This is a genomic window from Micromonospora sp. NPDC049801 (genome assembly GCF_040656575.1).
Lineage (GTDB): Bacteria > Actinomycetota > Actinomycetes > Mycobacteriales > Micromonosporaceae > Micromonospora.
In genome coordinates this window covers 94555-118164 of record NZ_JBFAMS010000007.1, presented here as the reverse complement: position 1 = coordinate 118164, position 23610 = coordinate 94555, and the positions used below count along the sequence as shown (strand labels likewise).

The 23610-nt window shown below is 72.8% G+C and carries 20 protein-coding genes; 12 read left to right on the top strand and 8 right to left on the bottom strand.

Going from position 1 to position 23610, the window contains the following annotated elements:
• The first annotated feature begins 88 nt into the window (after nucleotides 1-88).
• From AB0I89_RS15070 to AB0I89_RS15050, 5 genes are all read left to right on the top strand, one after another.
• Nucleotides 89-3571 carry an ATP-dependent DNA helicase gene (locus AB0I89_RS15070; RefSeq protein ID WP_357126011.1) on the top strand — a complete coding sequence of 1161 codons (3483 nt, stop codon included), beginning with the start codon at nucleotides 89-91 and terminating at the stop codon, nucleotides 3569-3571.
• Complete coding sequence (locus AB0I89_RS15065) at nucleotides 3568-6990, top strand: ATP-dependent DNA helicase (RefSeq protein ID WP_357126009.1); 3423 nt, start codon at nucleotides 3568-3570, stop codon at nucleotides 6988-6990. Before AB0I89_RS15070 ends, AB0I89_RS15065 begins: the two co-directional genes overlap by 4 nt.
• A 226-nt stretch (nucleotides 6991-7216) precedes the next feature.
• On the top strand, nucleotides 7217-7420 hold the full coding sequence (locus AB0I89_RS15060; RefSeq protein ID WP_007464836.1) for a cold-shock protein: 204 nt from the start codon (nucleotides 7217-7219) through the stop codon (nucleotides 7418-7420).
• Between the two features lie 224 nt (nucleotides 7421-7644).
• Nucleotides 7645-8961 (top strand): DEAD/DEAH box helicase, encoded by a 1317-nt coding sequence (locus tag AB0I89_RS15055; RefSeq protein ID WP_355050584.1) that lies wholly within the window; start codon nucleotides 7645-7647, stop codon nucleotides 8959-8961.
• A 201-nt stretch (nucleotides 8962-9162) separates the two neighbouring features.
• The gene (locus AB0I89_RS15050) at nucleotides 9163-9363 is read left to right on the top strand and encodes a hypothetical protein (RefSeq protein WP_357126006.1); all 201 of its coding nucleotides are present in this window, start codon (nucleotides 9163-9165) and stop codon (nucleotides 9361-9363) included.
• A 233-nt stretch (nucleotides 9364-9596) separates the two neighbouring features.
• Here AB0I89_RS15050 and AB0I89_RS15045 read toward each other — a convergent pair whose 3' ends face one another.
• From AB0I89_RS15045 to AB0I89_RS15030, 4 genes are read right to left on the bottom strand one after another with little or no spacing between them, the layout of a single operon-like run.
• Nucleotides 9597-10037, bottom strand: a complete 441-nt coding sequence (locus AB0I89_RS15045; protein ID WP_357126003.1) for an Rrf2 family transcriptional regulator — start codon at nucleotides 10035-10037, stop codon at nucleotides 9597-9599.
• 3 nt (nucleotides 10038-10040) lie between these two features.
• Entirely contained in the window at nucleotides 10041-10925 is an 885-nt protein-coding gene (locus tag AB0I89_RS15040; protein ID WP_357126000.1) for an ABC transporter permease, read from the bottom strand.
• A complete protein-coding gene (locus tag AB0I89_RS15035; RefSeq protein ID WP_357125997.1) occupies nucleotides 10915-11694 on the bottom strand; it encodes an ABC transporter ATP-binding protein in 780 nt (259 codons plus the stop codon). Before AB0I89_RS15035 ends, AB0I89_RS15040 begins: the two co-directional genes overlap by 11 nt.
• The gene (locus AB0I89_RS15030) at nucleotides 11691-12755 is read right to left on the bottom strand and encodes an ABC transporter substrate-binding protein (protein WP_357125994.1); all 1065 of its coding nucleotides are present in this window, start codon (nucleotides 12753-12755) and stop codon (nucleotides 11691-11693) included. Before AB0I89_RS15030 ends, AB0I89_RS15035 begins: the two co-directional genes overlap by 4 nt.
• Before the next feature lie 218 nt (nucleotides 12756-12973).
• Here AB0I89_RS15030 and AB0I89_RS15025 point away from each other — a divergent pair, with 218 nt between their 5' ends.
• Genes AB0I89_RS15025 through nudC form a run of 3 tightly spaced genes read left to right on the top strand, consistent with a single transcriptional unit; the run spans nucleotide 12974 to nucleotide 16586 of the window.
• Nucleotides 12974-14284 carry a pitrilysin family protein gene (locus tag AB0I89_RS15025; protein WP_357125991.1) on the top strand — a complete coding sequence of 437 codons (1311 nt, stop codon included), beginning with the start codon at nucleotides 12974-12976 and terminating at the stop codon, nucleotides 14282-14284.
• On the top strand, nucleotides 14281-15630 hold the full coding sequence (locus tag AB0I89_RS15020) for a pitrilysin family protein (protein WP_357125989.1): 1350 nt from the start codon (nucleotides 14281-14283) through the stop codon (nucleotides 15628-15630). Before AB0I89_RS15025 ends, AB0I89_RS15020 begins: the two co-directional genes overlap by 4 nt.
• Nucleotides 15627-16586, top strand: a complete 960-nt coding sequence (nudC, locus tag AB0I89_RS15015) for an NAD(+) diphosphatase (protein WP_357125985.1) — start codon at nucleotides 15627-15629, stop codon at nucleotides 16584-16586. The genes AB0I89_RS15020 and nudC overlap by 4 nt, the downstream gene beginning before the upstream one ends.
• 127 nt (nucleotides 16587-16713) lie before the next feature.
• Here the strand turns inward: nudC and AB0I89_RS15010 are convergent, their stop codons facing one another.
• The 3 genes from AB0I89_RS15010 to AB0I89_RS15000 all read right to left on the bottom strand — a co-directional run bounded on the left by AB0I89_RS15010 (nucleotide 16714) and on the right by AB0I89_RS15000 (nucleotide 18501).
• Nucleotides 16714-16989 carry a hypothetical protein gene (locus AB0I89_RS15010; protein WP_355050778.1) on the bottom strand — a complete coding sequence of 92 codons (276 nt, stop codon included), beginning with the start codon at nucleotides 16987-16989 and terminating at the stop codon, nucleotides 16714-16716.
• Between the two features lie 217 nt (nucleotides 16990-17206).
• Nucleotides 17207-17446: a DUF397 domain-containing protein gene (locus AB0I89_RS15005; protein WP_357125981.1), complete on the bottom strand. Its 240-nt coding sequence runs from the start codon at nucleotides 17444-17446 to the stop codon at nucleotides 17207-17209.
• A 74-nt stretch (nucleotides 17447-17520) separates the two neighbouring features.
• Nucleotides 17521-18501, bottom strand: coding sequence for a helix-turn-helix transcriptional regulator (locus AB0I89_RS15000; protein WP_357125978.1), 981 nt, complete (start codon nucleotides 18499-18501; stop codon nucleotides 17521-17523).
• A gap of 146 nt (nucleotides 18502-18647) precedes the next feature.
• Between AB0I89_RS15000 and AB0I89_RS14995 the strand changes: the two genes are divergently transcribed.
• Nucleotides 18648-20006, top strand: coding sequence for an MFS transporter (locus AB0I89_RS14995; RefSeq protein ID WP_357125975.1), 1359 nt, complete (start codon nucleotides 18648-18650; stop codon nucleotides 20004-20006).
• Nucleotides 20007-20074: 68 nt separating this feature from the next.
• On the opposite strand, the gene AB0I89_RS14990 is transcribed toward AB0I89_RS14995, so the two are convergent.
• On the bottom strand, nucleotides 20075-20317 hold the full coding sequence (locus tag AB0I89_RS14990) for a mycoredoxin (protein WP_357125972.1): 243 nt from the start codon (nucleotides 20315-20317) through the stop codon (nucleotides 20075-20077).
• A 93-nt stretch (nucleotides 20318-20410) separates the two neighbouring features.
• On the opposite strand from AB0I89_RS14990, the gene AB0I89_RS14985 reads away from it, so the two are divergent.
• The 3 genes from AB0I89_RS14985 to AB0I89_RS14975 all read left to right on the top strand — a co-directional run bounded on the left by AB0I89_RS14985 (nucleotide 20411) and on the right by AB0I89_RS14975 (nucleotide 23447).
• A complete protein-coding gene (locus tag AB0I89_RS14985; protein WP_357125969.1) occupies nucleotides 20411-22576 on the top strand; it encodes an ATP-dependent DNA helicase UvrD2 in 2166 nt (721 codons plus the stop codon).
• A gap of 122 nt (nucleotides 22577-22698) precedes the next feature.
• Nucleotides 22699-22950, top strand: a complete 252-nt coding sequence (locus tag AB0I89_RS14980; protein WP_357125966.1) for a hypothetical protein — start codon at nucleotides 22699-22701, stop codon at nucleotides 22948-22950.
• Between the two features lie 131 nt (nucleotides 22951-23081).
• Nucleotides 23082-23447: a WhiB family transcriptional regulator gene (locus AB0I89_RS14975; RefSeq protein ID WP_355050569.1), complete on the top strand. Its 366-nt coding sequence runs from the start codon at nucleotides 23082-23084 to the stop codon at nucleotides 23445-23447.
• Nucleotides 23448-23610 lie beyond the last annotated feature (163 nt).

Below are 23610 nucleotides of genomic sequence, written 5' to 3'. Positions count from 1 at the left end.
GCCGTCGGCGTGTCGTGCCTTCACCTTCACGATCGGCGTGGCGGCGTGGGATGGGGTTGCTGTCGTAGGGGGGTGATGGGATTTGGTGATGCAGTCGTACCGGTTGGTGCGGCGGCCCGGGGGGCCGGCGCTGGGGGACGGGGACGCGCCGGGTGACGGTGGCGTCCTCGCCGTCGCGGCCGACCCGACCCGGTCGGCGGGCCCGCGCTGGCACGCCGATCCCGTCCAGGCCGAGATCGTCGGGCACACCGACGGGCCGATGCTTGTCGTCGGTGGCCCCGGCACCGGCAAGACCAGCACCCTCGTCGAGGCGGTCGCCGCCCGGATCGCCGAGGGCGTCGACCCCGAACGGATCCTCGTGCTGACCTTCGGCCGCCGCGGCGCCACCGCACTGCGCCAGCGCATCGAGGCCCGGGTCGCGCAGGACGGCTACCGGGTGCTGCGGGAGCCGCTGGTGCGTACCTTCCCGGCGTACGCCTTCGGGCTGCTGCGTCGCGCCGCCGCCGAGCGCGGCGAGCCGTCACCCCGCCTGCTGACCGGCCCCGAGCAGGATCTGATCATCCGTGAGCTGCTCGACGTGGTGGGCGAGGCGCCCGAGGACGACCCGGTCGGCTGGCCCACCGACCTGCGGCCGGCACTGCGCACCCGGGCCTTCGCCGGTCAACTGCGTGACCTGCTCATGCGCGCCGCCGAACGCGGTGTGGGTCCGGGCGACCTGGCCCGGCTGGGCGAGAAGCTCGGCCGCGCCGACTGGCCGGCCGCCGCGCGCTTCCTGCGGGAGTACGTCGAGGTTCTCGCGCTGCGCGACGTCAGCAACCGGGGTTCGATCGCGTACGACCCCGCCGAACTGGTCCGGGCCGCCACCGGTCTGCTGCGCGACGACGAGGAGTTGCTGGCCGCCGAGCGCCACCGCCTCGCCCACGTGTACGTCGACGAGCTGGCCGACACCGACCCCGCCCAACTCGAACTGCTCTCGGTCATCGCCGGCGGTGGCAAGCCGCTCGTGGCCTTCGCCGACCCCGACTCCTCCACGTACGCCTTCCGGGGCGCCGACCCGGCCGGAGTGTCCACCTTCCGGCACCGTTTCCGGACTGCCTCCGGAGCGCCGGCCGCGCAGGTGCTGCTGAGCACGTCGTACCGGGCCGGGCCGGTTCTGCTCGACGCGGTGGCCCGGCTGGGCCGCCGTCTCCGTGGTCCGACGGCGCACCGCCGGCTGCGTCCGCTGCCGGACGCCCCGGCCGGCGTGGTCGAGGTGCACACCTTCCGGTCGGCGACCAGCGAGGCCGCCTGGCTGGCCCACATGCTGCGCTCGGCCCACCTGCTGGACGGCGTGCCGTGGTCGCGGATGGCAGTGCTGGTGCGGTCCACCGCCCTGCAACTGCCGACCCTGCGACGCGCGCTGCACGCCGCCGGCGTCCCGACCGTGGTGCACGGCGAGGACCTTCCGCTGCACCTGCAACCCGCGGTGGCGCCGCTGTTGCTGCTGCTGCGGTGCGCCCTCGAACCGGACCGGCTCGACGAGGAGGCCGCGGTCGCGCTGCTGCACTCGCCGGTCGGCGGCGCTGACCCGCTGGCCGAACGACGGCTGCGGCAGGGGCTGCGCGCCCTGGCGTTGGCCGGGGGCGACCGCCGCCCGTCCGGCGAGCTGATCGTCGAGGCGTTGCGTGACCCGACGGAGCTGGCCACCATCGACCGGCGGTGGGCGGAGCCGGCCCAGGCGGTGGCCGGGCTGCTCGCCACCGCCCGGGACGCCGCCGCCCAACCGGGCGCCACCGCCGAGACCGTCCTCTGGGAGGTGTGGGACGCCAGCGGCCTGGCCGAACGCTGGGCCGGCGCGATCGCCCAGGGGCGGCCGGTGGCCGGCGAGGGCGACCTGGCCCGGCGTCGGCGGGCCGAGGCGGCCGACCGCGACCTGGACGCCGTGCTCGTGCTCTTCGACGCGGCGGCCCGCTTCACCGACCGGCTACCGGGCGCGCGCACCGAGGTCTTCCTCGACCACGTGCTCGCCCAGGACCTGCCGGCGGACACCATCGCGCCGACCGCCGACCGGGGCGCGGCGGTACGACTGCTCACCGCGCACGCCGCGAAGGGCCTGGAGTGGGACCTGGTGGCGATCGCCGGCGTGCAGGAGGGCATCTGGCCGGACCTGCGCCTGCGTGGCAGCCTGCTCGGGTCGGAACGGCTGGTCGACGTCCTGGCCGGCCGGTCCGTCGGCGGCGCCCGCGCCGCCAACGTCGTGGGTCAGACCTCGGCGCTGCTCGACGAGGAGCGCCGGCTGTTCCACGTCGCCATCAGCCGGGCCCGACACCGCCTGCTGGTCAGCGCGGTGGCGTCGGCGGCGGTCGGCGGCGACGACCACGAGGAGCAGCCCAGCCGGTTCCTGCACGAGCTGGGCCCGATCGCACCGCCGAGTCCGCCGGGCCCGCCACCGGACAGGCCGGGCCCGCCCGACCCGCCGACCGTGCCGCCGAGCCCGCCCGGCCCGCGAACCGGCCCGGCCGGCGACGGCGCTGCCGTGAGCGACGAAGACGACGAGCCGGACCAGCCCGGTGCGCTGCCGGTCACCCGGCCGCCACGGGCGCTCACCCTGCCGGCGCTGGTCGCCGAGCTGCGTACCGCCGTCATCGACCCGGCCGCGTCGGCGGCCCGGCGGCGCGCCGCGGCGACCGAGTTGGCGCGGCTCGCCGCCGCCGGAGTGCCCGGCGCGCACCCCGACGACTGGTGGGGGCTGCGGGCGCTCTCCGACGACCGGCCGTTGGTCGACGACGGGGACCCGGTGCGGGTCACGCCCTCGGCGATGGAGAGCGCGCTGCGGTGCAGCCTGCGCTGGCTGCTCGAACGGCACGGCGGCAGCGGCCCGACCAGCACCGCGCAGGGCGTCGGCAACCTGGTGCACGCCGCCGCGATGCTCGCCGAGGACGCGAGCGCCGACCGGGGCGCCCTGCTCGACTACGTGGCCGCCCGGTTCGACGCGATCGAGCTGGCCGCGCGGTGGATGGCCGGCCCCGAGCGGGAGCGCGCCGAGGCGATGGTCGACAAGCTGCTGCGTTGGCTGGCCACCAATCCGCGTCGGCTGCTCGCCATCGAACACGAGTTCGCGGTGCGGCTGGACGATCCGCAGCGCCCGGTCGACCTGACCGGGCGGGTCGACCGGCTTGAGGTCGACGAGGCCGGCCGGCTGGTGGTGATCGACCTCAAGACCGGCAAGTCGACCGCGGTCACCGGCAGCGACTTGGCCGAGCACCCGCAGCTCGGGGCGTACCAGGCTGCGGTGGAGGCGGGGGCGTTCGCCGAGTTCGGCGACGAGTCCGGTGGCGCGGCGCTGGTGCAGCTCGGTACCTCCGCCAAGGACGCCCGGGAGCAGAACCAGCCCGCGGCGGGGGAGGGACCGGCGGCCGGCTGGGCGACGGCGCTGGTCCGGCGGACCGCCGATACGATGGCAGCCGCCACGTTCGCGGCGGTCGCCAACTCGAAGTGCCGGGTCTGCCCGGTGCGGACCAGCTGTCCGGTCTCCGGGCAGGGACGGCAGGTGGTCGAGCCGCCGACCGTCCGTCCCCCGGAGAATTCATGAGCCAGCCCACCCTGTTCGGCGCGGGTCCCGCGCCGACGCCCCGGCTCGCGGACTCCGGCCCCCGGTACACGCCGGTGGAGCTGGCCAAGTTGCTGCGGCTGCCGGCGCCCACCCGGGAACAGGCCGCGATCATCGCCGCCCCGGTGGAGCCGCTGCTGGTGGTCGCGGGCGCCGGGTCCGGCAAGACCGAGACGATGGCCGCGCGGGTGGTCTGGCTGGTGGCCAACTCGTACGTGCGCCCGGAGCAGATCCTGGGACTGACCTTCACCCGCAAGGCGGCCGGTGAGCTGGCGCACCGGGTCCGTACCCGGCTCGACCAACTGATCCGGCGGGTCGGCCGGCAGGAGCGCGACCCGCTCGACGATCCGCTCGCCGGTGAGCCCACCGTCTCCACGTACCACTCGTACGCCGGGCGGATCGTCACCGAGCACGGTCTGCGGGCCGGCTACGAGCCGTCGACCCGGCTGCTCACCGAGGCGTCCCGCTGGCAGTTGGTCGACCTGCTGGTGCGCAACTACGACGGCGACATGTCCGAGGTGGACCGGATGCCGAGCACCATCACCGACGCGGTGCTGGCGCTCGCCGGGGAGTTGGACGAGCACCTGGTCGCCCCGGACGAGCTGGCCGCCTGGACCGGCCGGTTCTTCGCCGAGGTGCAGTCGCGACCGGGCCGGGTCTACGCCGACGTACGCAAGGCGCTCACCCTGCAACAGACCCGGCTGCGCCTGCTGCCGCTGGTGCGGGCGTACGCCCGGCGCAAGCTGGACTTCGAGGCGATGGACTTCGCCGACCAGCTCGCCCGGGCGGCCCGGGTGGCGCGGGATCACCCGGCGGTCGGCGAGATCGAGCGGGACCGCTTCCGGGTGGTGCTGCTCGACGAGTACCAGGACACCAGCCACGCGCAGGTGGTGCTGCTCAACGCGCTGTTCGGTGGCGGTCACCCGGTGACCGCGGTGGGCGATCCGTGCCAGTCCATCTACGGCTGGCGGGGAGCCAGCGCCGGCACCCTCGACCGGTTTCCGGCCGAGTTCGCGCGGTCCGACGGCGAGCCGGCGCGGGCGTTGGGGCTGACCACCAGTTGGCGCAACCGCCCGGAGATCCTGCGGGTGGCGAACGCGCTGTCCACGCCGTTGCGTGCGGCCGGCGCGCGGGTTCCGGAGCTGCGTTCCGCGCTGACCGTCCGGGACCCGATTCCGCACCGCAGCCCCGGTGGGGCGGCCGGTGGCACGGTGCACTGCGCGCTGCTGCACACGTATGCCGACGAGGCCGCGTGGATCGCCGACAGTGTGCTCGCCGCGTGGCGTGGCGCCGCCCGGATGCCCGGTGCGGCACCGGAGCACATCCCGGTGGCGCAGCGTCCGACGACGGCCGTGCTGGTCCGCGTCCGCAGCCAGATCCCGGCGATCGAGTCGGCGTTGCGCGAGCGTGGCCTCCCGGTCGAGGTGGTCGGGCTGGGTGGCCTGCTGGACACTCCCGAGGTCCGGGACGTGGTGTGCACGCTGCGGGTGCTGGCCGACCCGACCGACGGTGCCGCCCTGCTGCGGTTGCTCACCGGCGCCCGGTGGCGGATCGGGCCGCGGGACCTGGTGGCGCTGCACCGACGGGCGCGGGGCATCGCGAACGCCCGCCGGCAGGTGGCCGCCGACGAGGACTCGGACATCAGCCCCGACCTGCTGGACGAGGCGACCCTGGTGGAGGCGTTGGCCGATCTCGGGCCGGCGCAGGCGTACTCGGCGGAGGGGTTCGCGCGGCTGCGGGCGTACGGCACCGAGCTGGCGTTGCTGCGTTACCGCCTGGACCAGGCGCTGCCGGATCTGATCGCGGACATCGAGCGGACCATCGGCCTGGACGTGGAGGTCGCGGTGCGGGCCGGCCGCGACGGCGCGGGCGACGCCGGCCTGGCGCGGGGCCATCTGGACGCCCTGGCCGACGTGGCGGCCCGCTTCAGCGGTGAGACGCCCGGCGCGACGCTCTCCGGCTTCCTGTCCTACCTGGCCGCCGCCGAGGACGAGGAGCGCGGCCTCGCCCCGGGCGAGGTCGAGGTCGTGGAGGGCGCGGTGCAGGTGGTCACCGCACACGCCGCCAAGGGCCTGGAGTGGGACGTGGTGGCGGTGGCCGGTCTGTGCCGTGGCTCGTGGCCCGGCCCGGTCCGCAACTCCGACCACTGGCTGGGCGGCCTGGGCGTGCTGCCGTTCCCGCTGCGGGGGGACGCCGACGGGCTGCCCGAGCTGGCGCTCGACGAGGCTGCCGACCAGCGTGCCGTGGCCCGGGCGGTGGCCGACTTCACCGATGCCTGGCGGGCCCACGACGAGCGGGAGGAGCGCCGGCTGACGTACGTCGCGGTCACCCGGCCGCGCCGGCTGCTGCTGTGCTCCGGGTACTGGTGGGGCGAGGGCACGAAGCGACCGCGAGGTCCGTCGATCTTCCTGCGCGAGGTGTACGACGCCTGCCTGGACGGCGGCACCGGGCACCTGGTCGACACGTGGACGCCGGAGCCCACCCCGGACGCCACGAACCCGACGGCCGAGGTGGTGCTCCGCGCGGAGTGGCCGGCCGACCCGCTGGGTGGCCGCCGGCCGGCGTTGGCCGAGGCGGCCGGACTGGTCCGCCGGCTGATGACCGACGGTCCGGCGTCGGCGCTGCCGGGGCCGGTCGGGCCGGCGCTCGCCGGTGCGCTGCCGTCGACCGGGTCGAACGCCGAGACGGCCGAGACAGCAGACCCGGAGGTGGCGCGCTGGCGGCAGGAGGCGGACCTGCTGCTGGCCGAGCGGGCCGAGCTGACCCGGCTCTCCGGCGCGGTCGAGGTGGCCCTGCCGGGACAGCTCAGCGTCACCCAGTTGGTGGCGTTGCGGCGTGACCCGGCGGCGCTGGCCCGTACGCTGCGCCGCCCGTTGCCCACCGAGCCGAATCCGTATGCCCGCCGGGGCACCGCCTTCCACGCGTGGCTGGAGCAGCGTTTCGGCGCCGACCGGTTGCTCGACGTGGACGAGCTGCCCGGCGCGGCGGATGCGGACGCCGCGCCGGACGAGGCCCTGGTCGAGCTTCAGGAGCGCTTCCTGGCCAGCGAGTGGGCTGACCGGGTGCCGGTCGAGGTGGAGGTGCCGTTCGCCACGGTGATCGCGGGTGTGGTGGTCCGGGGGCGGATGGACGCGGTCTTTGCCCGCCCGGGCGGGCGGTTCGACGTGGTCGACTGGAAGACCGGCGCGCGTCCCACCGGCCCGGCGGCGGATGTGGCGGCGGTCCAGTTGGCCGTGTACCGGCTGGCCTGGGCCGAGCTGGCCGGTGTCGACGTCGAGCGGGTGGGCGCGGCGTTCCACTATGTGCGGGACGGGGCGACCGTCCGTCCGACCGACTTGCTGGACGTGACCGGGCTCACCGCCATGATCGCTCACTTGCCCGTGGATTCCGGCCAAGTTTGACCACGACGGGGAAATCCGTGGTAGGTTGACCGGGTTGCAGTTTTGGTTACCAGAGACTCTGTGTGCGCCTGGCGGGATTGTGGCCCCAGGCGCTCTTTGTTGTGTCCGGAGTTCTCCGGGCGGGGCGACCAGAAGCGACAGGCGATTCGCGCATCCCCGCGCGGAGCGCTCCTCTTCGGGCGCGCAACAAGTGCGCGTCCGACGTTCCGTCAAGGAGACGAAACACATGGCTATTGGCACCGTGAAGTGGTTCAACGCTGACAAGGGCTTCGGCTTCATCACCCCGGACGGCGGCGGCGCTGACGTCTTCGCCCACTTCTCGGCGATCCAGTCCTCCGGCTACCGGAGCCTGGACGAGAACCAGCGGGTCGAGTTCGAGGTGACCCAGGGCCAGAAGGGCCCGCAGGCGGAGAACATCCGTCCGCTCTGATCTTCGGATCGGTTCGTAGTACCCGTCGCGCCCTCCGGGTGTGACGGTGACGGGACCGGCCCGCCCCGCCGTCGACCCGCGTAACGCGGGCGGCGGCTCGGCGGCGGGCCGGCCCGTACCCTAATCGGTTCGTGCTTGTGAGTCCTGGCGGCCTTGTTTCGCCGGTGACAGCGCCGAGTTCGGCGCCCTCCCTCGACACGTGCCGCGTCGAGGAAGGCTTCTGCGTGACCACAGTTATTCCGTCTTTTGCCCATACCGGTCTGGCGCCGGCGCTGTTGAGCGCCCTGACCGCGCAGGGCATCACCGAGCCGTTCCCGATCCAGTCGGCCACGCTGCCCGACTCGCTCGCCGGTCGGGACGTGCTCGGCCGGGGTCGTACCGGCTCCGGTAAGACGCTCGCCTTCGGGCTTCCCCTGCTCTCGCGTACCGCCGGCCGTAAGGCCCGGCCGGGTCGCCCGCTGGCCCTGGTGCTGGTGCCGACCCGTGAGCTGGCCCAGCAGGTGACCACCGCGCTGGCCCCGTACGCCCGCGCCGTCGGTCTGCGCTGCGCCACCGTCGTCGGCGGACTGTCGTTGCAGCGCCAGGCCGACGCGCTGCGCGCCGGCGCCGAGGTGGTCGTGGCGACCCCCGGTCGTCTGCACGACCTGATCAACCGCGGCGACGCCCGGCTCGACCAGGTCGAGATCACCGTGCTGGACGAGGCCGACCAGATGGCCGACATGGGCTTCCTGCCGCAGGTGACCAAGCTCCTGGAGCAGGTCGCCCCGCAGGGTCAGCGGATGCTCTTCTCCGCCACCCTGGACGGCGGCGTGGACCGGCTGGTCCGCCGCTTCCTCAGCAGTCCGGTCACCCACTCGGTCGACCCGGGCACCGCCACGGTCACCGCGATGACCCACCACGTGCTGCACGTCGACGCGCTCGACAAGCCCGACGCGTTGACCCGGATCGCCGCTCGTGAGGGCCGCACCATCCTGTTCATGGGCACCAAGCACCGCGCCGACCGGCTCGCGCGCCAGTTGCTCTCCAAGGGTGTACGCGCCGCCGCGCTGCACGGCGGCAAGTCCCAGCCGCAGCGCACCCGCATCCTGGAGCAGTTCCGCAACGGCCAGGTGACCGCCCTGGTCGCCACGGATGTGGCGGCGCGCGGCATCCACGTGGACGGCCTCGACATGGTCGTCAACGTGGACCCGCCGACCGAGGCGAAGGACTACCTGCACCGGGGCGGGCGGACGGCGCGCGCCGGCGAGTCCGGCTCGGTGGTGACGCTGGTCCTGCCGGAGCAGCGCCGCGACGTGTCCCGGCTGATGGCCACTGCCGGCATCCGGCCGCAGTCGGTCCAGGTGCGCTCGGGTGACGAGGCGCTGGCCCGGGTCACCGGGGCGCGTGAGCCCTCCGGTGTGCCGGTCACCATCGCCGCGCCGCCGGTGGCGGCCAACCGGGGACGGGCCGCAGGTGGCTCGGCAGCCACGGACGGCGCGCCCCGCTCCGCGCACCGCGCGTCGGGCCGGTCCCGCCGCCCGCGCCGCCCGCGTACGGTCTGATCCTTTCCGCACGACACCGACCCGTCCCGCCTCGGCTGGGCGGGTCGGTTCGTTCCGTGCCGCTGCCCGCCATCTGACCGTTCGGTTGAATCGGTAATCAGCCTCCGTTGGGTCGGCTGGCCGACTGTGCCCTGCTCCCGGGTGGTCGAAGCTGACCAGCGGGGGAACTGGGCGGGGGCCCGGCACGGGGGAGGAGCGGCAATGGTGGGTGAAGCCGGCTCGGGAGCGCTGCGTGAACTGATCCTGGTGGTCGCGGTCGGGCTCGCCGGGTTGCTCCTCGCCATGGTCGCGGCCTTCGGCCCCTGGCATGCCACCACGGCGGGCAACGCTCCCGCCGGTCTGGTGGAGCTGCGCAGTCCCGGCGACCCGGGCCCCGGCCCGACGGTCGAGCACCGGGGCTGAGCAGCGACCGGCCGACCGGCGCCGGCGGAGGGGCAGGCCCGGTCAGGATCGGTACGAGGTGTGGTCGGGCCGGCGGGGCACCGGCCCGACCACACCGCCTACGTGCACGGGTCCGCCAGCGCGTCGATCTTGCAGTTTCGGTCGTCGATCTGCCGTGATACGCCCCCTTTGTCGCCGCAGAAAGTGCAAGATCGCGGGGCAGGGCGGGCGGGGCAGGGCGGGCGGGGCAGGGGTCAGGGGGCGGTTGGGGTTTGGTTGTGGGCCAGCAGCAGGTCGGCCAGGGTGGTGCTGTCGACGACGGTGGCGATCGCCCCGTGCACCGCCAGCCAGACGTCGGTGAGCCCGGCGGCCACCCCGTGGTAGCCGGCCCGATCGGCCGGTAGGCCGCGCACTGTGGTCAGCGACCCACCCACCGCGCGCAGCACGTCCCCGACCGTGATCGCGGTGGCCGGCCTGGTCAGCGCGTACCCACCATCGGCGCCGCGATGGCTGTGCAGCAGGCCGGCGCGGCGCAGGTCGAGCAGGATGCCCTGGAGGAAGCTGAGCGGGATCTCCTGCACCTCGGCCAGGCTGCCCGCCTTCACCAGCTCGCCGACACCGTCGCCGCCCGGTGCGGCGGCGGCGACGGCGAGCATCGCCCGGAGCGCGTAGTCGCTGCGCGCGGAGACGTACACCGCTCAGTTGCCCGCCTGGTCGAGCACGCCCCAGCGACGTCGGATCGCCTTGTCCGCCGCGCCGAACGCGGCGTCCACGACCAGGCCGAGCACCAGAATGACGATCATCGTGGAGAGCAGCCACGGCGCGTCGGACAGCTCCCGGGAGTAGGTGAGCTGCGCGCCGAGCGAAGTCTGCGAGATGCCGACCACGATCAGCTCACCGGCCATCAGACTCCGCCAGGAGAACGCCCAGCCCTGCTTGAGGCCCGCGACGATCGCCGGCAGCGCGGCCGGCGCGATCACGTACCGGTAGAGGTTGAGCCCACGGGCCCCCAGGTTGCGTCCGGCGCGCAGGAGCAGCGGTGGGACGTAGTCCACTCCGGAGATCACGCCGTTGGCGATGGACGGCGCCGCGCCGAGTACCACCACGAAGAAGATGGCCTTCTCGCTCAGCTCGAACAGCAGGATGGCCAGCGGGAACCAGGCGATCGACGGCATGGTCTGCAACGCGGTGATCATCGAGCCGATGGCGGCGCGCAGCACCGTGGACCGGGCCACCGCGAGGCCCAGGAGCAGGCCGACCGCGACCGAGAAGACGTACCCGACGGCCGCTCGGCGCAGCGTCGTGAGCAGGCCCTCCCAGAGCTGCGGGCCCTGGGCCTGGGTGATCAGCTCACGGCCCACGACCAACGGGCCGGGCAGGGAGTACGGCGGCTTCCAGCCCGACCAGACCACCACCTGCCAGGCCAGGATGGCGATCGCCAGCGCGGCGAGCTTGGGCCAGGTGGCCGCCCAGAGCCGGGTGCCCCGGGAGACCTCCTTCTCCCGGCCGGCGATCTCCAGCGCGTCCAGTCCGGTGATCTCCGCGTCGCTACGCGCCGAGCTGGTGAGGGTGTCACTGGCCATGGCGGCCCACCTCCGTACGGAGTCGTTCGGTGACCTCGGCGGCGATGGCGGCGACCTCGGGGGAGTCGATCCGTCGTGGCCGTGGGATGTCCACCTCGGTGGAGTAGATGATCCGGCCGGGGCGGCTGGAGAGCAGGATGATGCGGTCGGCCAGCCGGGCGGCCTCGCGCACGTTGTGCGTGACGAACAGGACCGAGAGTCGGCGCTCTGACCAGATGCGTTCCAACTCGTCGTGCAGGATGTCGCGGGTCATGGCGTCCAGCGCGCCGAACGGCTCGTCCATCAGCAGCACCGGCGTGTCCAGGGCCAGGGTGCGGGCCAGCGCGACCCGCTGGCGCATCCCGCCGGACAGTTCGTGCGGGCGTTTGCGGCCGAACTCGGCCAGGTGCACCGTGCGCAGCAGCTCGGCGACCCGGTCGCGGCGTTCGGCACGGGAGAGGCCCCGCAGCTTCAGCGGCACCTCCACGTTGGCCTCGACGGTCAGCCACGGGAACAGCGCCGGCTCCTGGAACATCAGCCCCGGGCTGGCGTCTCCGGCGATGCCGATCGTGCCGCCGCTCGGCCGGTCCAGGCCGGCGACCAGGTTGAGCAGGGTGCTCTTGCCGCAGCCGGACGCGCCGACCAGGCAGACGAACTCGCCCGGCGCGACGTCGAGGGAGACCCCGTCCAGGGCCAGTACGGCGTTCGCCCCGCGCCCGTACACCTTGGTTACCCCGGAGAGCGCGACCGCGGTGGTCGCGCTCTGCGGCGTCGTCGTGGTCGACGTCATGGCTGGGTGACCTCGGGCTTGCCGGCGGCCTTGAGCGACTTGTTGAGGTACGTCAGGTCGTACAGGCCCTTGAGGTCGACCGGCTCGGTGAGCTTGACCTCGACGGCGTGGTCGAGCCCGGCCTTGAGCGAGGTGGCGATCGGGTCGTTGGTGAACTCCAACGTCGGCCATGCCTGCTTGATCAGCTTGAGGTCCAGCGGCTTGCCGGTGATCTTGCCGATCGCGTCGGAGATGGCCTGCTGGGCCTCGTCCGGCTTGCTGTTGACGAACTCGTTAGCGGCGACCTGGCCGTCGACCAGCTTCTGCACGACGTCCGGGTGCGCCTTGAGGAACTTCGTGCTGACCAGCAGGTTGGTGATGACGAACTTCTTGTCCGGCCACAGGTCCCGCTCGTCGACGAGCACCTTGCCGCCGGCGTTGACCAGCCGGGACACGAACGGCTCGGGCACCCAGGCGGCGTCGATCGCGCCGCTGGTGAACGTCTCCACCGTCTGGGCGTTCTCCTGCGGCACGATCTTCACGTCGCCGCCGCCCTCCTTGGTGGTGGTCAGCCCCTGCTGCTTGAGCCAGTAGCGGACGGCCACGTCCTGGGTGTTGCCGAGCTGCGGGGTGGCGACCTTCTTGCCCTTGAGGTCCTGCGGGCCGTTGATGCCGGGCTTGACCACCAGCGCCACGCCTCCGGAGGCCGCGCCCGAGACGACCCGAACCGCCTCACCCTTGGACTTGGAGAACGCGTTGACGGTGGGGTTCGGGCCGATGTAGGTCGCGTCCAGCGCACCGGAGAAGACGGCCTCGATGGCGGCCGGGCCGGCGTTGAAGGTCTTCGGCTCCAGCTTGACGTCGGCGCCGAGCTTCTCGGCGAAGATGCCCTTCTCCACGCCGACGACGGCCGGCGCGTGGGTGATGTTGGGGAAGTAGCCGAGCCGCAGGGTCACCGGGCCGGAGCCGCCCCCCGCGCCCTCGCTGTCGTCGCCGCACGCGGCGGTGCTGCCCAGGGTCGCCGCGCCGAGAGCGGTGAGGGTGGCCAGGGTGACCAACCGGCGCAGGGGGAGGCGTCTCATCGTCCATCCAATCCGCAGTATTCCTACTTAGTTGGTAGGAAGACTGGGCCAGGCTGCGAGCAGCGTCAAGAGGCATCCACATGCCGGGAAGGGGCGTCTCAGTTATGTCGGCATTTCCTACTGTCTTGCTGTGGTAAGTGGTCGACCTCTCAAGCCGGTGGCAGCGGCTGCGCGAAGGTCGCCGGTGGCGGGGGTGCCGACGCGCTAGGGTCGATCCCGTGGCGGCGCGGAGATCCAGAATTCCAGCGACGAAGTATCCGGTCGAGCGGTTCACCCTCGACAACGGCCTGCGGGTGGTCCTGACCCCCGATCGCAGCGCCCCGGTGATCGGGGTGGCGGTGGTCTACGACGTCGGCATCCGCTCCGAGCCCCAGGGGCGTACCGGCTTCGCCCACCTCTTCGAGCATCTGATGTTCCAGGGCTCGGAGAACCTGGAGAAGCTGGCTCACTTCCGGCACGTGCAGGGCGCCGGCGGCACGTTCAACGGCTCCACCCACCTGGACTACACCGACTACTTCGAGACGCTGCCCAGCAACGCCCTGGAACGCGCCCTGTTCCTCGAAGCGGACCGGATGCGGGCGCCCCGACTGACCGAGGAGAACCTGCGCAACCAGGTCGACGTCGTAAAGGAGGAGATCCGGGTCAACGTGCTCAGCCGGCCGTACGGTGGTTTTCCCTGGCTGACCCTGCCGCCGGTCATGTTCGACACCTTTGCGAACGCGCACGACGGCTACGGCTCCTTCGACGACCTGGAGTCGGCCACCGTCGCCGACGCCGCCGACTTTTTCCGTCGCTACTACGCCAGCGGCAACGCGGTCCTGGCCGTCAGCGGTGACATCGACGTGGCCGAGGCGACCGAGCTGGTGACCCGGCACTTCGGGGACGTGCCGGCCCGTCCCGCGCCACGACGACCCGACTTCACCGAGCCCGACCTGACCGCCGAGCGGCGCAGCTCGTACACCGACGCTTTGGCGCCGTTGCCGGCGGTGGCCGGCGCGTGGCGGGTGCCCGACCCGGTCGGCGACTTCGCCGCCTACCTGCCGTACGTGGTGCTGGCCGAGGTGCTCACCGACGGCGAAGCGTCCCGCCTGGTCGAACGCCTGGTGCAGCGCGACCGCACGGTGACCAGCCTGGGTGGCTACCTCGGCTTCATGGGCGACCCGTTCGACGTGCGCGACCCGACGGCGCTGCTGTTGCAGGCGCACCTGCCGCCCGGCGGCGACGTGGACAAGGTGCTGCGCACCATCGACGAGGAGCTGGACCGGCTGGCCACCGACGGGCTGACCGACGGCGAGCTGGCCCGCACCCAGGCGCGGATGGCCACCCACCTGCTGCGCGACACCGACGCGGTGCTCGGCCGGGCGCTGCGGATGGCCGTCCTGGAGCAGCAACGCGGCGAGCCGGGCCTGCTCAACGACCTGCCCCGACTGGTCGGCGACGTCACCGAGGAACAGGTCCGGGCCGCCGCGGCCACCCTGCGCCCGGAACGCCGCGCGACGGTCGAGGTCATCCCCGGAGGCACCCGATGACGACCACGACCACCGCCACCGTCGGGCCGCGTACGCTCCCCCCGCTCGGGCCCACCCGCAAGCTGAAGGTGCCCAAGGCGGCCGAGCGGACGCTGGGCAACGGGCTCACCGTCATCGCGGTACGCCGGCCCGCCGTGCCCCTGGTCGAACTCCGGCTCTGGGTGCCGTTCGGCCGCGCCCACCTCGCGCGCGGGGCGATGCTCTCCCAGACCATGCTCTCCGGCACCGAGTCGATGACCAGCGTGCAGCTCGCCGCCGAGCTGCAGAAGGTGGGCGGCGGCCTATCCGCGGGAGTCGACCCCGACCGGCTGATGATCTCCGGCGCGGGGCTGGTCACCGGCCTGGACCGGATGCTGGAGTTGCTGGCCGAGGTGCTGACCGGCGCCAGCTACCCGAACGACGAGGTGGCCGCCGAGCGGGACCGGCTCATCGACCGGATCCAGGTCGCGCAGAGCCAGCCGTCGCACCTGGCCCGCGAGGCGCTCCTGAAGAGGATCTACGGGCGGCATCCGTACGCCACGCAGACCCCGGAGCCGGGCCAGCTCCGTGCCGTACGACCGGCGGCGCTGCGCAGCCTGCACACCGAGCGGGTGCACCCCGCCGGGGCGCAGCTGGTGGTGGTCGGCGACGTGCAGCCGGAGAAGGCCCTGGACGCGGCCGAGCGGGCGCTGTCCAGTTGGGCCGGGGCCGGGCGTACGGCCACCCTGCCGGCCACCCCGCCGCTGACGCCGGGGCCGCTGCTGCTGGTCGACCGGCCCGGCTCGGTGCAGTCCTCGCTGCGTGTCGCGCTGCCGGCCGTGCCGCGTACCGACCCTGACCACGCCCCGCTGCAACTGGCCAACCTGATCTTCGGTGGCTACTTCTCGTCCCGCTGGGTGGAGAACATCCGCGAGGACAAGGGCTACACGTACGGCCCGCACTCGGTGATCGAGCACTCGGTGGCCGGATCGGTGCTGGTCGCGGGCGCTGAGGTGGCCACCGAGGTCACCGGCCCGGCGCTGCTGGAGACCACGTACGAGCTGGGTCGGCTGGCCTCGCTGCCGCCGAAGCCCGAGGAATTGGAGCAGGCCCGCCAGTACGCCCTGGGCACGCTCCAGCTCGGAATGTCCACCCAGGCCGGTCTGGCGGCGCTGACCAGCGCGTACGCCGGCAATGGCCTGCGCCTGGACTTCCTGGCCGAGTACGCGTCCCGCCTCGCGAAGGCGACCGTCGACGACGTCGCCCGGGTCGCCGCCCACTACCTCGCGCCCGCTCGGGCGGTGGTCGTCGTGCTCGGCGACGCCGAGCGGATCACCCCGGGGCTGACCGCGCTGACGCCCGTGCACACCGAGCCGGTGCAGCCGTGAGCGGCGAGGGCGCGCCACCGCTGGCGCGCTCGACGCTGGATCGGGCCGCGCACCGCCGGGGTGACGCGCAGTGGTTGACCGAGGCGTGGCTGCGCGGCAGGGTGCTGCTGCTCGATTCGACCAACGACGGGCGGACGCTCGCGCGTACCGACGTGTCGCCTCCGACGCTGGTGCTGTTCGGCGCGGCCGACGCGCCGGCCGGCGCGGAGTCGACGGCGATGTTCCTCGGTGTCGAACCGGACGGGGTGCCGGTGTTCGCGGTCGACGCCCCGTTGCCGGCGCTGCCGGGCACCCGCGCGGTCAACCTGCGGGAGGTGGGCCACCTGCTGGGTGACCGGGAGGCCGGCCTCTTCACGACCGCGCTCGCGCTGCTGAACTGGCACACCCGGCACGGCTACTCGTCGGCAACCGGCGCGCCCACCGTCATGGACGAGGCCGGTTGGTCGCGGGTGGATCGCAACGGCGGGCGGATCTGGCCGCGTACCGATCCGGCGATGATCGTGCTGGTGCACGACGGCGTCGACGGCCCCGAAGGCCGCTGCCTGCTCGGCAACAACGCCGGCTGGCCGGGCACCCCGGGCGGGCGGCGCTACTCCTGCCTGGCCGGTTACGTCGAGCCGGGGGAGTCGGCGGAGGCCGCGGTACTGCGCGAGGTCCGCGAGGAGGTGGGCGTCGCGGTCGAGCGGATCGGGTACGTCGGCAGCCAGGCCTGGCCGTTCCCGGGCTCGCTGATGTTGGGCTTCCTGGCCACCGCCGACCCGTCCGACCCGGTGCGGGTCGACCCGTCCGAGATCGCGTACGCCCGGTGGTTCACCCGGGATGAGATCGGGGCGGCGTGCGCGGGGCGGGCCGTGGACGTGGGGGACGGGGCCCAGCTGATCCTGCCGCCGCCGTCGTCGATCGCGTTGTTCCTCATCCACCGCTGGTTGGACGGGTGGGTGGACGCCGCCCGGTGAGCACGGTCCCGGCCCGTGGCCGCCGTTGCCGCGACGGTCACGGGCCGGGAACACGGGCCGCCGTGGTCGGTGGGAGCGGTATGACGCGGCGGGGGAGCCGAGCCGACCACGGCGGACGTCTGGTGGGTCAGGTGCCGGTGCGGCCGGGTCTGCGCCGGAAGGCGGGCTGCGGCTCGTTGAGCGGCAGGACCTTGACCCGTTGCTTGCCGGCCCGTACCGCGCCGACGGTGGACAGGGCCCGGGCCAGCACCAGCGCGGCGTCCCGGTCCTCGGCGTGCACGGTCTGCCGGCGCGGCTCGGGCGTGGTGGTCTCGTCACGGAGGCGGTGGCCGTCCGCCCAGGCGGCGGCGATGTCACCGTCGGCGACGGTGCGGATGTCGGTGCGAACGATCAGGAACCGCATGTGGGTCTCCGGATGAACCGCGACGGATGAGCCGGTGTGTGGAAGTTCCACGTTTCTCGTGGGTCATGTTACGCCCCGTGTTCATCCCAGCAAGTGAAACGCGCCTATTGGTTTTGAGCCTCGTCCGATCGGCGGATGCCTGGTCAGCGGGGGCGTCGGCGGATACGACGACGGGGCCGCCGGCACTGTGCCGACGGCCCCGCCCCACATTGGAGGATCAGTTCAGATCGAACTGGCCCGTCTTCGCTCCAGCGATGAAGCCGAGCCAACCGGCCCGGTTGAACAGCAGCACCGGGCCGCCCCGGTCCTTGCTGTCGCGCAGCGCGACCGCCGACGGGCCGGTGCCCAGCGGCGCGACCTCCACGCAGTTGGAGGTCTGGCTACGTGTGCTGGTACGCCACGGGGCGTCCGCCAGGGAGCTGGCGGAGACGGACGGCGTGTGGTGGATGTCGTTCATGGTTCTGCTCCTGATGTGAACCGCTCCGATGGGACGAGTGGTGCCGCACGCCCCGACGGAGGGTCCCCCGTGGATCACCGGTCCGTCAGTCGTCCCGAATCACGGCGACGTTGGGTCGGCGCCGTTGCCGGCCCGAACGCCACTGTGGATACGGGTGCCGCCCCGGTCGGCCGTCCCGTCGCCTCGATCAGCCAGGAGAGGGTGTCCGAAGCGTCTAGTGCCGCCGTGCATAGCCACTCGAACACTACTTTATAGCGATTTAGCGTGATTGACTCGGTCGACATGACGTCGACGAACCCCCCTTCGATGGCCAATGTCTCCGGATCGAGCGGATCGGCGAACCGATAGAGGGAGAAGGCGGTCGGCGGAAGGTACCAATCGCCCACCTGAGTGTCCCGCGGAAGCACGTGCAGCGTCACGTTCGGTAGCAGAGCAAGTTCGCAGAGTTGGTGCAACTGCTCCTGCAGCACCTCGGGCGGCCCGGACCGACGGCCGAGGGCGGCCTCCTCCAGCACGGCCGTGTAGGTCGGCGCGTGCGGCTCGCGCGTCAGCAGCGTCTGACGGGCCAGCCGCGCCTTGACCTCGGTCTCCAACTCGTCGGCCGGCTCCGGCTCGCCGGCCCGCTCGCTCACCCGACGGGCCGACTGGAGTCGGACCCGCGCGTATCCGGCGGTCTGCAGCAGGCCCGGCACCAGCACCGGGTTGTACTCGGAGATCTCCGCGCAGCCGGCCTCCAACTCGGCCCAGCTCCGCTGTTGCTGCGTCATCACCGGGAAGTTCTTCAACCAGCCGCGCATGTCGCCGGCCTCGCCGGCGATCCCGAGCAACTCCTCGCGCGCGGCGGCGTCGGCGCCGTACAGGTCCAGCAGGACGCTGACGTCCTGCGGGTCCGGTCTACTGCGGCCGTTCTCCAGGCGGGACAGTTTGGACGCGGACGCCCAGCCGATCCGCTCGATGACCTGGTCGCCGGTGAGGCCTGCGATCTCACGCAGACTGCGCAGTTCGATGCCCAACCGCCGGCGGCGCATGATTGGGCTGGGTGCGGCAGGAGGCACAGTGTCCTCTTTCCCGTCGTCCGCCGCAGACGCGACGGTAACTGTATGAAATTCGCCCCCCACGGTCAGTATGGACGGCGCGACCGGTGTCGGAGGTTCCGGCGGGGGCGTGTCTTGCCAAAAATGGACCACGGGTACGCCGGACGATGACGGACCCGCGGTCCCAGCCTCGTCGACCGCGCCCAGCCGGGCACGCCACCTTGCCGGAGGGACCCATGCGCACCGTCCTGCGCCGACCCGACTTCCGCCTCCTGTTCGGCGGCCTACTGGCCAGCATGACCGCCGAGTCGATCCTGCTACTCGCGCTCGCCATCTGGGTCAAGGACCTGACGGGCTCCGACGGGCTGGCCGGCGGCATCATCTTCGCCGTTGTCGCCCCGATGACGATGGCACCGCTGGTCGGGTGGTTCGTCGACAGGTACCCACGCCGACCCTTCTTCGTGGCCGCGAACGCGGTCACCGCGGTGCTGCTCGTACCGCTGTTCACCGTCCGCGACGCGGGCGACGTGTGGCGCGTCTACCTGGTCGCCGCCCTGTACGGCCTGTCCTCCATCACGCTCGGCGCGGCGCTCAGCGGGCTGATCCGGCAACTGGTGCCCGTGGAACTGCTGGCCGAGGCGAACGGCGTGCTGCAGACCGTACGCCAGGGGTTGCGGTTGGTCGGCCCCCTGGCCGGCGCGGCGCTCTACGCGGCGCTCGGCGGGTGGGCGCTGGCCGGCATCGGGATGGTCGGCTTCATGACCGCCGCCGTGGTGGTGACCGCGGTGCCGAGCCCGGCACAGCCGCCGCCCACCGTACGGCTGCGGTGGCCCGCCGAGCTGGGCGCCGGCCTGCGACACCTGACCGGTGAGCCGGCGCTGCGCCGGGCCCTCGTCGGCTACGGGCTCGGGTCGCTGGTGATGGGCTTCAGCGAGTCGCTGATCTTCGCGTACGTCGACCAGGGGTTGGGCCGGGACGCCGCGTTCGTGGGCGTGCTGGTGATGGTGCAGGGCGTCGGCGGACTGTGCGGCGGGATCTGCTCACCGGTCCTGGTCCGGCGACTCGGCGAGGTCGCCACCCTGGCCGCCGGGGTGGCGTTCTTCGCTCCGGCGGCGCTCGCGCTCGCGTACCCCGACCTGCCGCTCGGGTTCGGGGCGGTGCTGCTGGCCGGCGTCTCGCTGCCGCTGACGATGGTGGGTCTGCAAACGCTGATCCAGCGGCGCACGCCGCCCGCCCTGGTCGGACGGGTGGCAGCGGCCACCCAGGCGCTGGTCAGCGGGCCGCAGGCGCTCTCCATCGGCGCGGGCGCCCTGCTGGTCGGCGTCCTGGACTACCGTGCCCTGTTCGTGCTGGTCGGGGTGGCGACGCTGGCTGCCGGCGGCTACCTGTGGCGGGGCCGACACCTCAGCGCGCCGTCCGGCGGCGCGAAGACCACGCCGCCGACCCTTCCGGGGCCACGCCGCCCACTCGACGCCGGCATCGACAGCTCGGTGACCGTGTCCACCCGGCGGCCGTTCCGGCGTTGACGGGAGGCCGGACACGACGAACGGCCACCCGCGGGGGTGGCCGTTCGTCGAGGTCGTTACGCCTGCAGTCAGGCGCCCAACGTCGCCAGGTGCTGCTTGACCTGCGCGATCGACGGGTTGGTCAGGGCGCTGCCGTCATCGAAACGCAGCGTCGGCACCGTCTGGTTGCCGCCGTTGACGCTCATCACGAAGTCCGCGGCCTTCGGGTCCTGCTCGATGTCGACCACCTCATACCCGATGCCTTCCCGGTCGAGCTGCGACTTCAGCCGGTGGCAGTAGCCGCACCAGGGAGTGGAATACATCGTCAGCATGATCGGATCCTCCAACCGCTCTGGCCGCCGGCTTGCCGATCAAGCCGAGGCTGTCCGCTACAACACCCGGGGGAGCTGAGATGATTCCTGGTTGTGGGGGTTCACTCAGCGTCGGAAGGCGTACTCGCCGGGCTGGACCCGGAGCAGCGCTCCGCGGTGACCGCGCCGGCGGGCCCGGTGTGCATCCTGGCCGGAGCCGGCACCGGCAAGACCCGTGCGATCACCTCCCGGATCGCCCACCGGGCGCTCTCCGGCGAGATCTCCCCCCGGCACGTGCTCGCCGTCACGTTCACCGCCCGTGCGGCCGCCGAGATGCGTCACCGTCTCACGCTGCTCGGGGCCCAGGGCGTCCAGGCACGGACATTCCACGCGGCCGCGCTGCGTCAGGTGCGCTATTTCGCGCCCCGCCTGCTGGCCGGCCGCGCCATGCCCGAGCTGCTGGACAGCAAGGTGCGGCTGGTCACCCTCGCCGCCGCGCGGGTCGGTCTGCGTGCCGACCGAGCCGCTGCGCGGGACCTGGCCGGCGAGATCGAGTGGGCCAAGACGTCGCTGGTCGAGCCGGGGGAGTACGTCGTCGCGGCGGCCCGCGCGCTGCGGGACACGCCGCACGAGCCGGCGAAGGTCGCCGATGTGTTCACCGCGTACGAGCAGCTCAAGCGCTCCAACGGCGTGATCGACTTCGAGGACATGCTGCGGGCTGCGGTGTGGGGCATCGAGGAGCATCCGGACGTCGGCGAGCAGATCCGCAGCCAGTACCGGCACTTCGTGGTCGACGAGTACCAGGACGTCAACCCACTCCAGCAGCGGTTGTTGGACGCCTGGTTGGCCGGCCGCAACGACCTGACCGTGGTCGGCGACGCCAGCCAGACGATCTACTCGTTCACCGGGGCGACCTCGGCGTACCTGGTCGATTTTCCCCGCCGGCACCGCAACGCCACGGTGGTCCGGCTGGTCCGGGACTACCGCTCCACCCCGCAGGTCGTCGGGCTCGCCAACGCCGTGATCTCCCAGGCTCGCGGGACCGAGGCGCGGCTGCGACTGGAGTTGAGCGGACAGCGCCCTCCGGGCCCGGAACCCGACCTGCGGATCTTCACCGACGAGCCGGCCGAGGCGAACGCGGTGGCCGCGCGCTGTCGGGCGCTGATCGACGCCGGCACCCCGGCGAAGGAGATCGCCATCCTGTTCCGGACCAACGCGCAGTCCGAGGCGTACGAGAAGGCGCTGACCGAGGCCGCCGTGCCGTACGTGGTGCAGGGTGCCGAGCGCTTCTTCGAGCGCGTCGAGGTCCGTCAGGCGATGGTCGCCCTGCGCTCGGCCACCCGGTCCATCCCGGGGGAGACCCCGCTGCCGACCGCCGTCGTCGAGGCGCTCACCGCCGTGGGCTGGGCGCCGGACGCGCCCCCGGCCGGCGGCGCGGCACGAGAACGTTGGGAGGCGCTGGCCGCGCTGGTCCAGCTCGCCGAGGAGTACGCGGCCACGCCCGAGCTGGTGCCGATCGGCGAGGCCGCGTCGGTGGAGCGTCCGGTCACCCTCACCGACTTCACCGAGGAGTTGGCCCGTCGGGCCGCCCAGCAGCACGTGCCGACGGTGGACGGGGTCACGCTGGCGTCCCTGCACTCGGCCAAGGGGCTGGAGTGGGACGCGGTGTTCCTGGTCGGCCTCGCCGAGGGCACGCTGCCCACCACGTACGCCAAGACCGTCGAGCAGGTGGAGGAGGAACGCCGGCTGCTGTACGTCGGGATCACCCGGGCCCGGCAGTGGCTCTGGCTGTCGTACGCCGCCGCTCGGTCGCCGGGCGGACGGGCCCGGCGGCCCTCGCGGTTCCTGCCCCAGTTGGACCGCTCCGGCGGCACCGAGCGGGCCGGCGCCTCGACGGGCGGGGCCCGGCGACCCGAGCGGCGTCGGACGCAGATCGTCTCCTGCCGGATCTGCGGCGCCACCCTGCTCGCCGGCCCGGACCGCAAACTCGGCCGCTGCCCCACCTGCCCGTCCGACATCGACGACGAGCTGCACGAACGCCTGCGCGAGTGGCGGCAGCGGGTGGCCGGCGCGCAGAAGGTCCCGGCGTACGTGGTGTTCACCGACGCCACGTTGACCGCGTTGGCGGAGCGGCGACCCGGCCGGCCGGAGGAGTTGATCGCGATCGCCGGCATCGGCCCCCGCAAACTCGGCCTCTACGGTGAGTCGGTGCTGGCGCTCGTGGGGGGCGCGGGGGTGGACGACGTCTGCCCGGAGAAAACTTTCGAAATCTCGTCGTAAATTCGTTTGCCCTCGCGCCCAGGCGAGGAATAACCTCAGGACACACCACGCGAGCGGCGCCATTCCGGCTGCTCACGGGGGTTGGTCCAGTCGATCCGAGGAACGTGAGGGAGGTGGCACCCGTGAAGATCTTCACCTATGAGCGTCTGACGGCGATGCCGTCTGTCTGCGCTCCGCTGTCGACTGTCCGGGTGGCTCTTGTGGCTACCCGACCGTGGGCTTCGCAGGTGCACCAGGTTCAGACCGAGCTGAATCTGACCGTTGCGCCGAATGCCGGAGTCCAGGGGACCAGTGGCTTCACGGGCATGGGCATCGATGGCGCCAAGAAGCGTACGGATGTCCGCGGCGTTCCACCTCGAGGTAGACCGGTCTGAATCTCAGACACCGGCTCACCTCGAGGCCGCGGAACCCGATTACCGGGATCCGCGGCCTCAGTTTTTTGCCCCGCCGTAAGTACGTCGGAATGCGATCCACGAGATCGAAGTGAGAGAGAGGTGACCGGGAGATGAGTCTGGCGTTGGCCCCCATCGACGTGAGCGTCGAGTTGGAGGCGAACCTGCCCTGCCGGAAGTTCGACCCCGACCTGTGGTTCTCCGACTCGCCTGCCGAGCTCGAGCTGGCCAAGTCGCTCTGCGGGGACTGCCCGCTGCGCGTCGAGTGCCTGGCCGGGGCGGTGGAGCGAGCGGAGCCGTGGGGCGTGTGGGGCGGCGAGATCTTCGAGCGTGGCGCGGTCGTCCCGCGCAAGCGGCCCCGTGGCCGTCCGCGCAAGGAGGACGTCGCTCGTGACGCCGCGCTCCGGGTCGAGGCCGAGGCTCGCCTGGCGGCCAGTGGGCTGTCCGAGGTGCGAGGCGCGGTCCGGCTGGCAGCCTGACATGTTCCCGACCCGTTCCAACGACGCCGGTGTCACACCGGCAGTGAGTGAGAAGACGATGTTGAACGTTCCGAGTGGCGCCTACGAGATGCAACTACTCCACGAAGCGCTGACCAGGGCTCGAATGCGCCGGCCTCAGGCCGGTCGTACCACCACGAGCACT

Excerpts from the sequence above, each read along its gene's own strand:
- AB0I89_RS15070 (WP_357126011.1), top strand. The coding sequence starts at position 89 with ATGCAGTCGTACCGGTTGGTGCGGCGGCCCGGGGGGCCGGCGCTGGGG.
- AB0I89_RS15065 (WP_357126009.1), top strand. The coding sequence starts at position 3,568 with ATGAGCCAGCCCACCCTGTTCGGCGCGGGTCCCGCGCCGACGCCCCGG.
- AB0I89_RS15060 (WP_007464836.1), top strand. The coding sequence starts at position 7,217 with ATGGCTATTGGCACCGTGAAGTGGTTCAACGCTGACAAGGGCTTCGGC.
- AB0I89_RS15050 (WP_357126006.1), top strand. The coding sequence starts at position 9,163 with ATGGTGGGTGAAGCCGGCTCGGGAGCGCTGCGTGAACTGATCCTGGTG.
- AB0I89_RS15040 (WP_357126000.1), bottom strand. The coding sequence starts at position 10,925 with ATGGCCAGTGACACCCTCACCAGCTCGGCGCGTAGCGACGCGGAGATC.
- AB0I89_RS15035 (WP_357125997.1), bottom strand. The coding sequence starts at position 11,694 with ATGACGTCGACCACGACGACGCCGCAGAGCGCGACCACCGCGGTCGCG.
- AB0I89_RS15030 (WP_357125994.1), bottom strand. The coding sequence starts at position 12,755 with ATGAGACGCCTCCCCCTGCGCCGGTTGGTCACCCTGGCCACCCTCACC.
- AB0I89_RS15020 (WP_357125989.1), top strand. The coding sequence starts at position 14,281 with ATGACGACCACGACCACCGCCACCGTCGGGCCGCGTACGCTCCCCCCG.
- AB0I89_RS15010 (WP_355050778.1), bottom strand. The coding sequence starts at position 16,989 with ATGCGGTTCCTGATCGTTCGCACCGACATCCGCACCGTCGCCGACGGT.
- AB0I89_RS15005 (WP_357125981.1), bottom strand. The coding sequence starts at position 17,446 with ATGAACGACATCCACCACACGCCGTCCGTCTCCGCCAGCTCCCTGGCG.
- AB0I89_RS14995 (WP_357125975.1), top strand. The coding sequence starts at position 18,648 with ATGACGGACCCGCGGTCCCAGCCTCGTCGACCGCGCCCAGCCGGGCAC.
- AB0I89_RS14990 (WP_357125972.1), bottom strand. The coding sequence starts at position 20,317 with ATGCTGACGATGTATTCCACTCCCTGGTGCGGCTACTGCCACCGGCTG.
- AB0I89_RS14975 (WP_355050569.1), top strand. The coding sequence starts at position 23,082 with ATGAGTCTGGCGTTGGCCCCCATCGACGTGAGCGTCGAGTTGGAGGCG.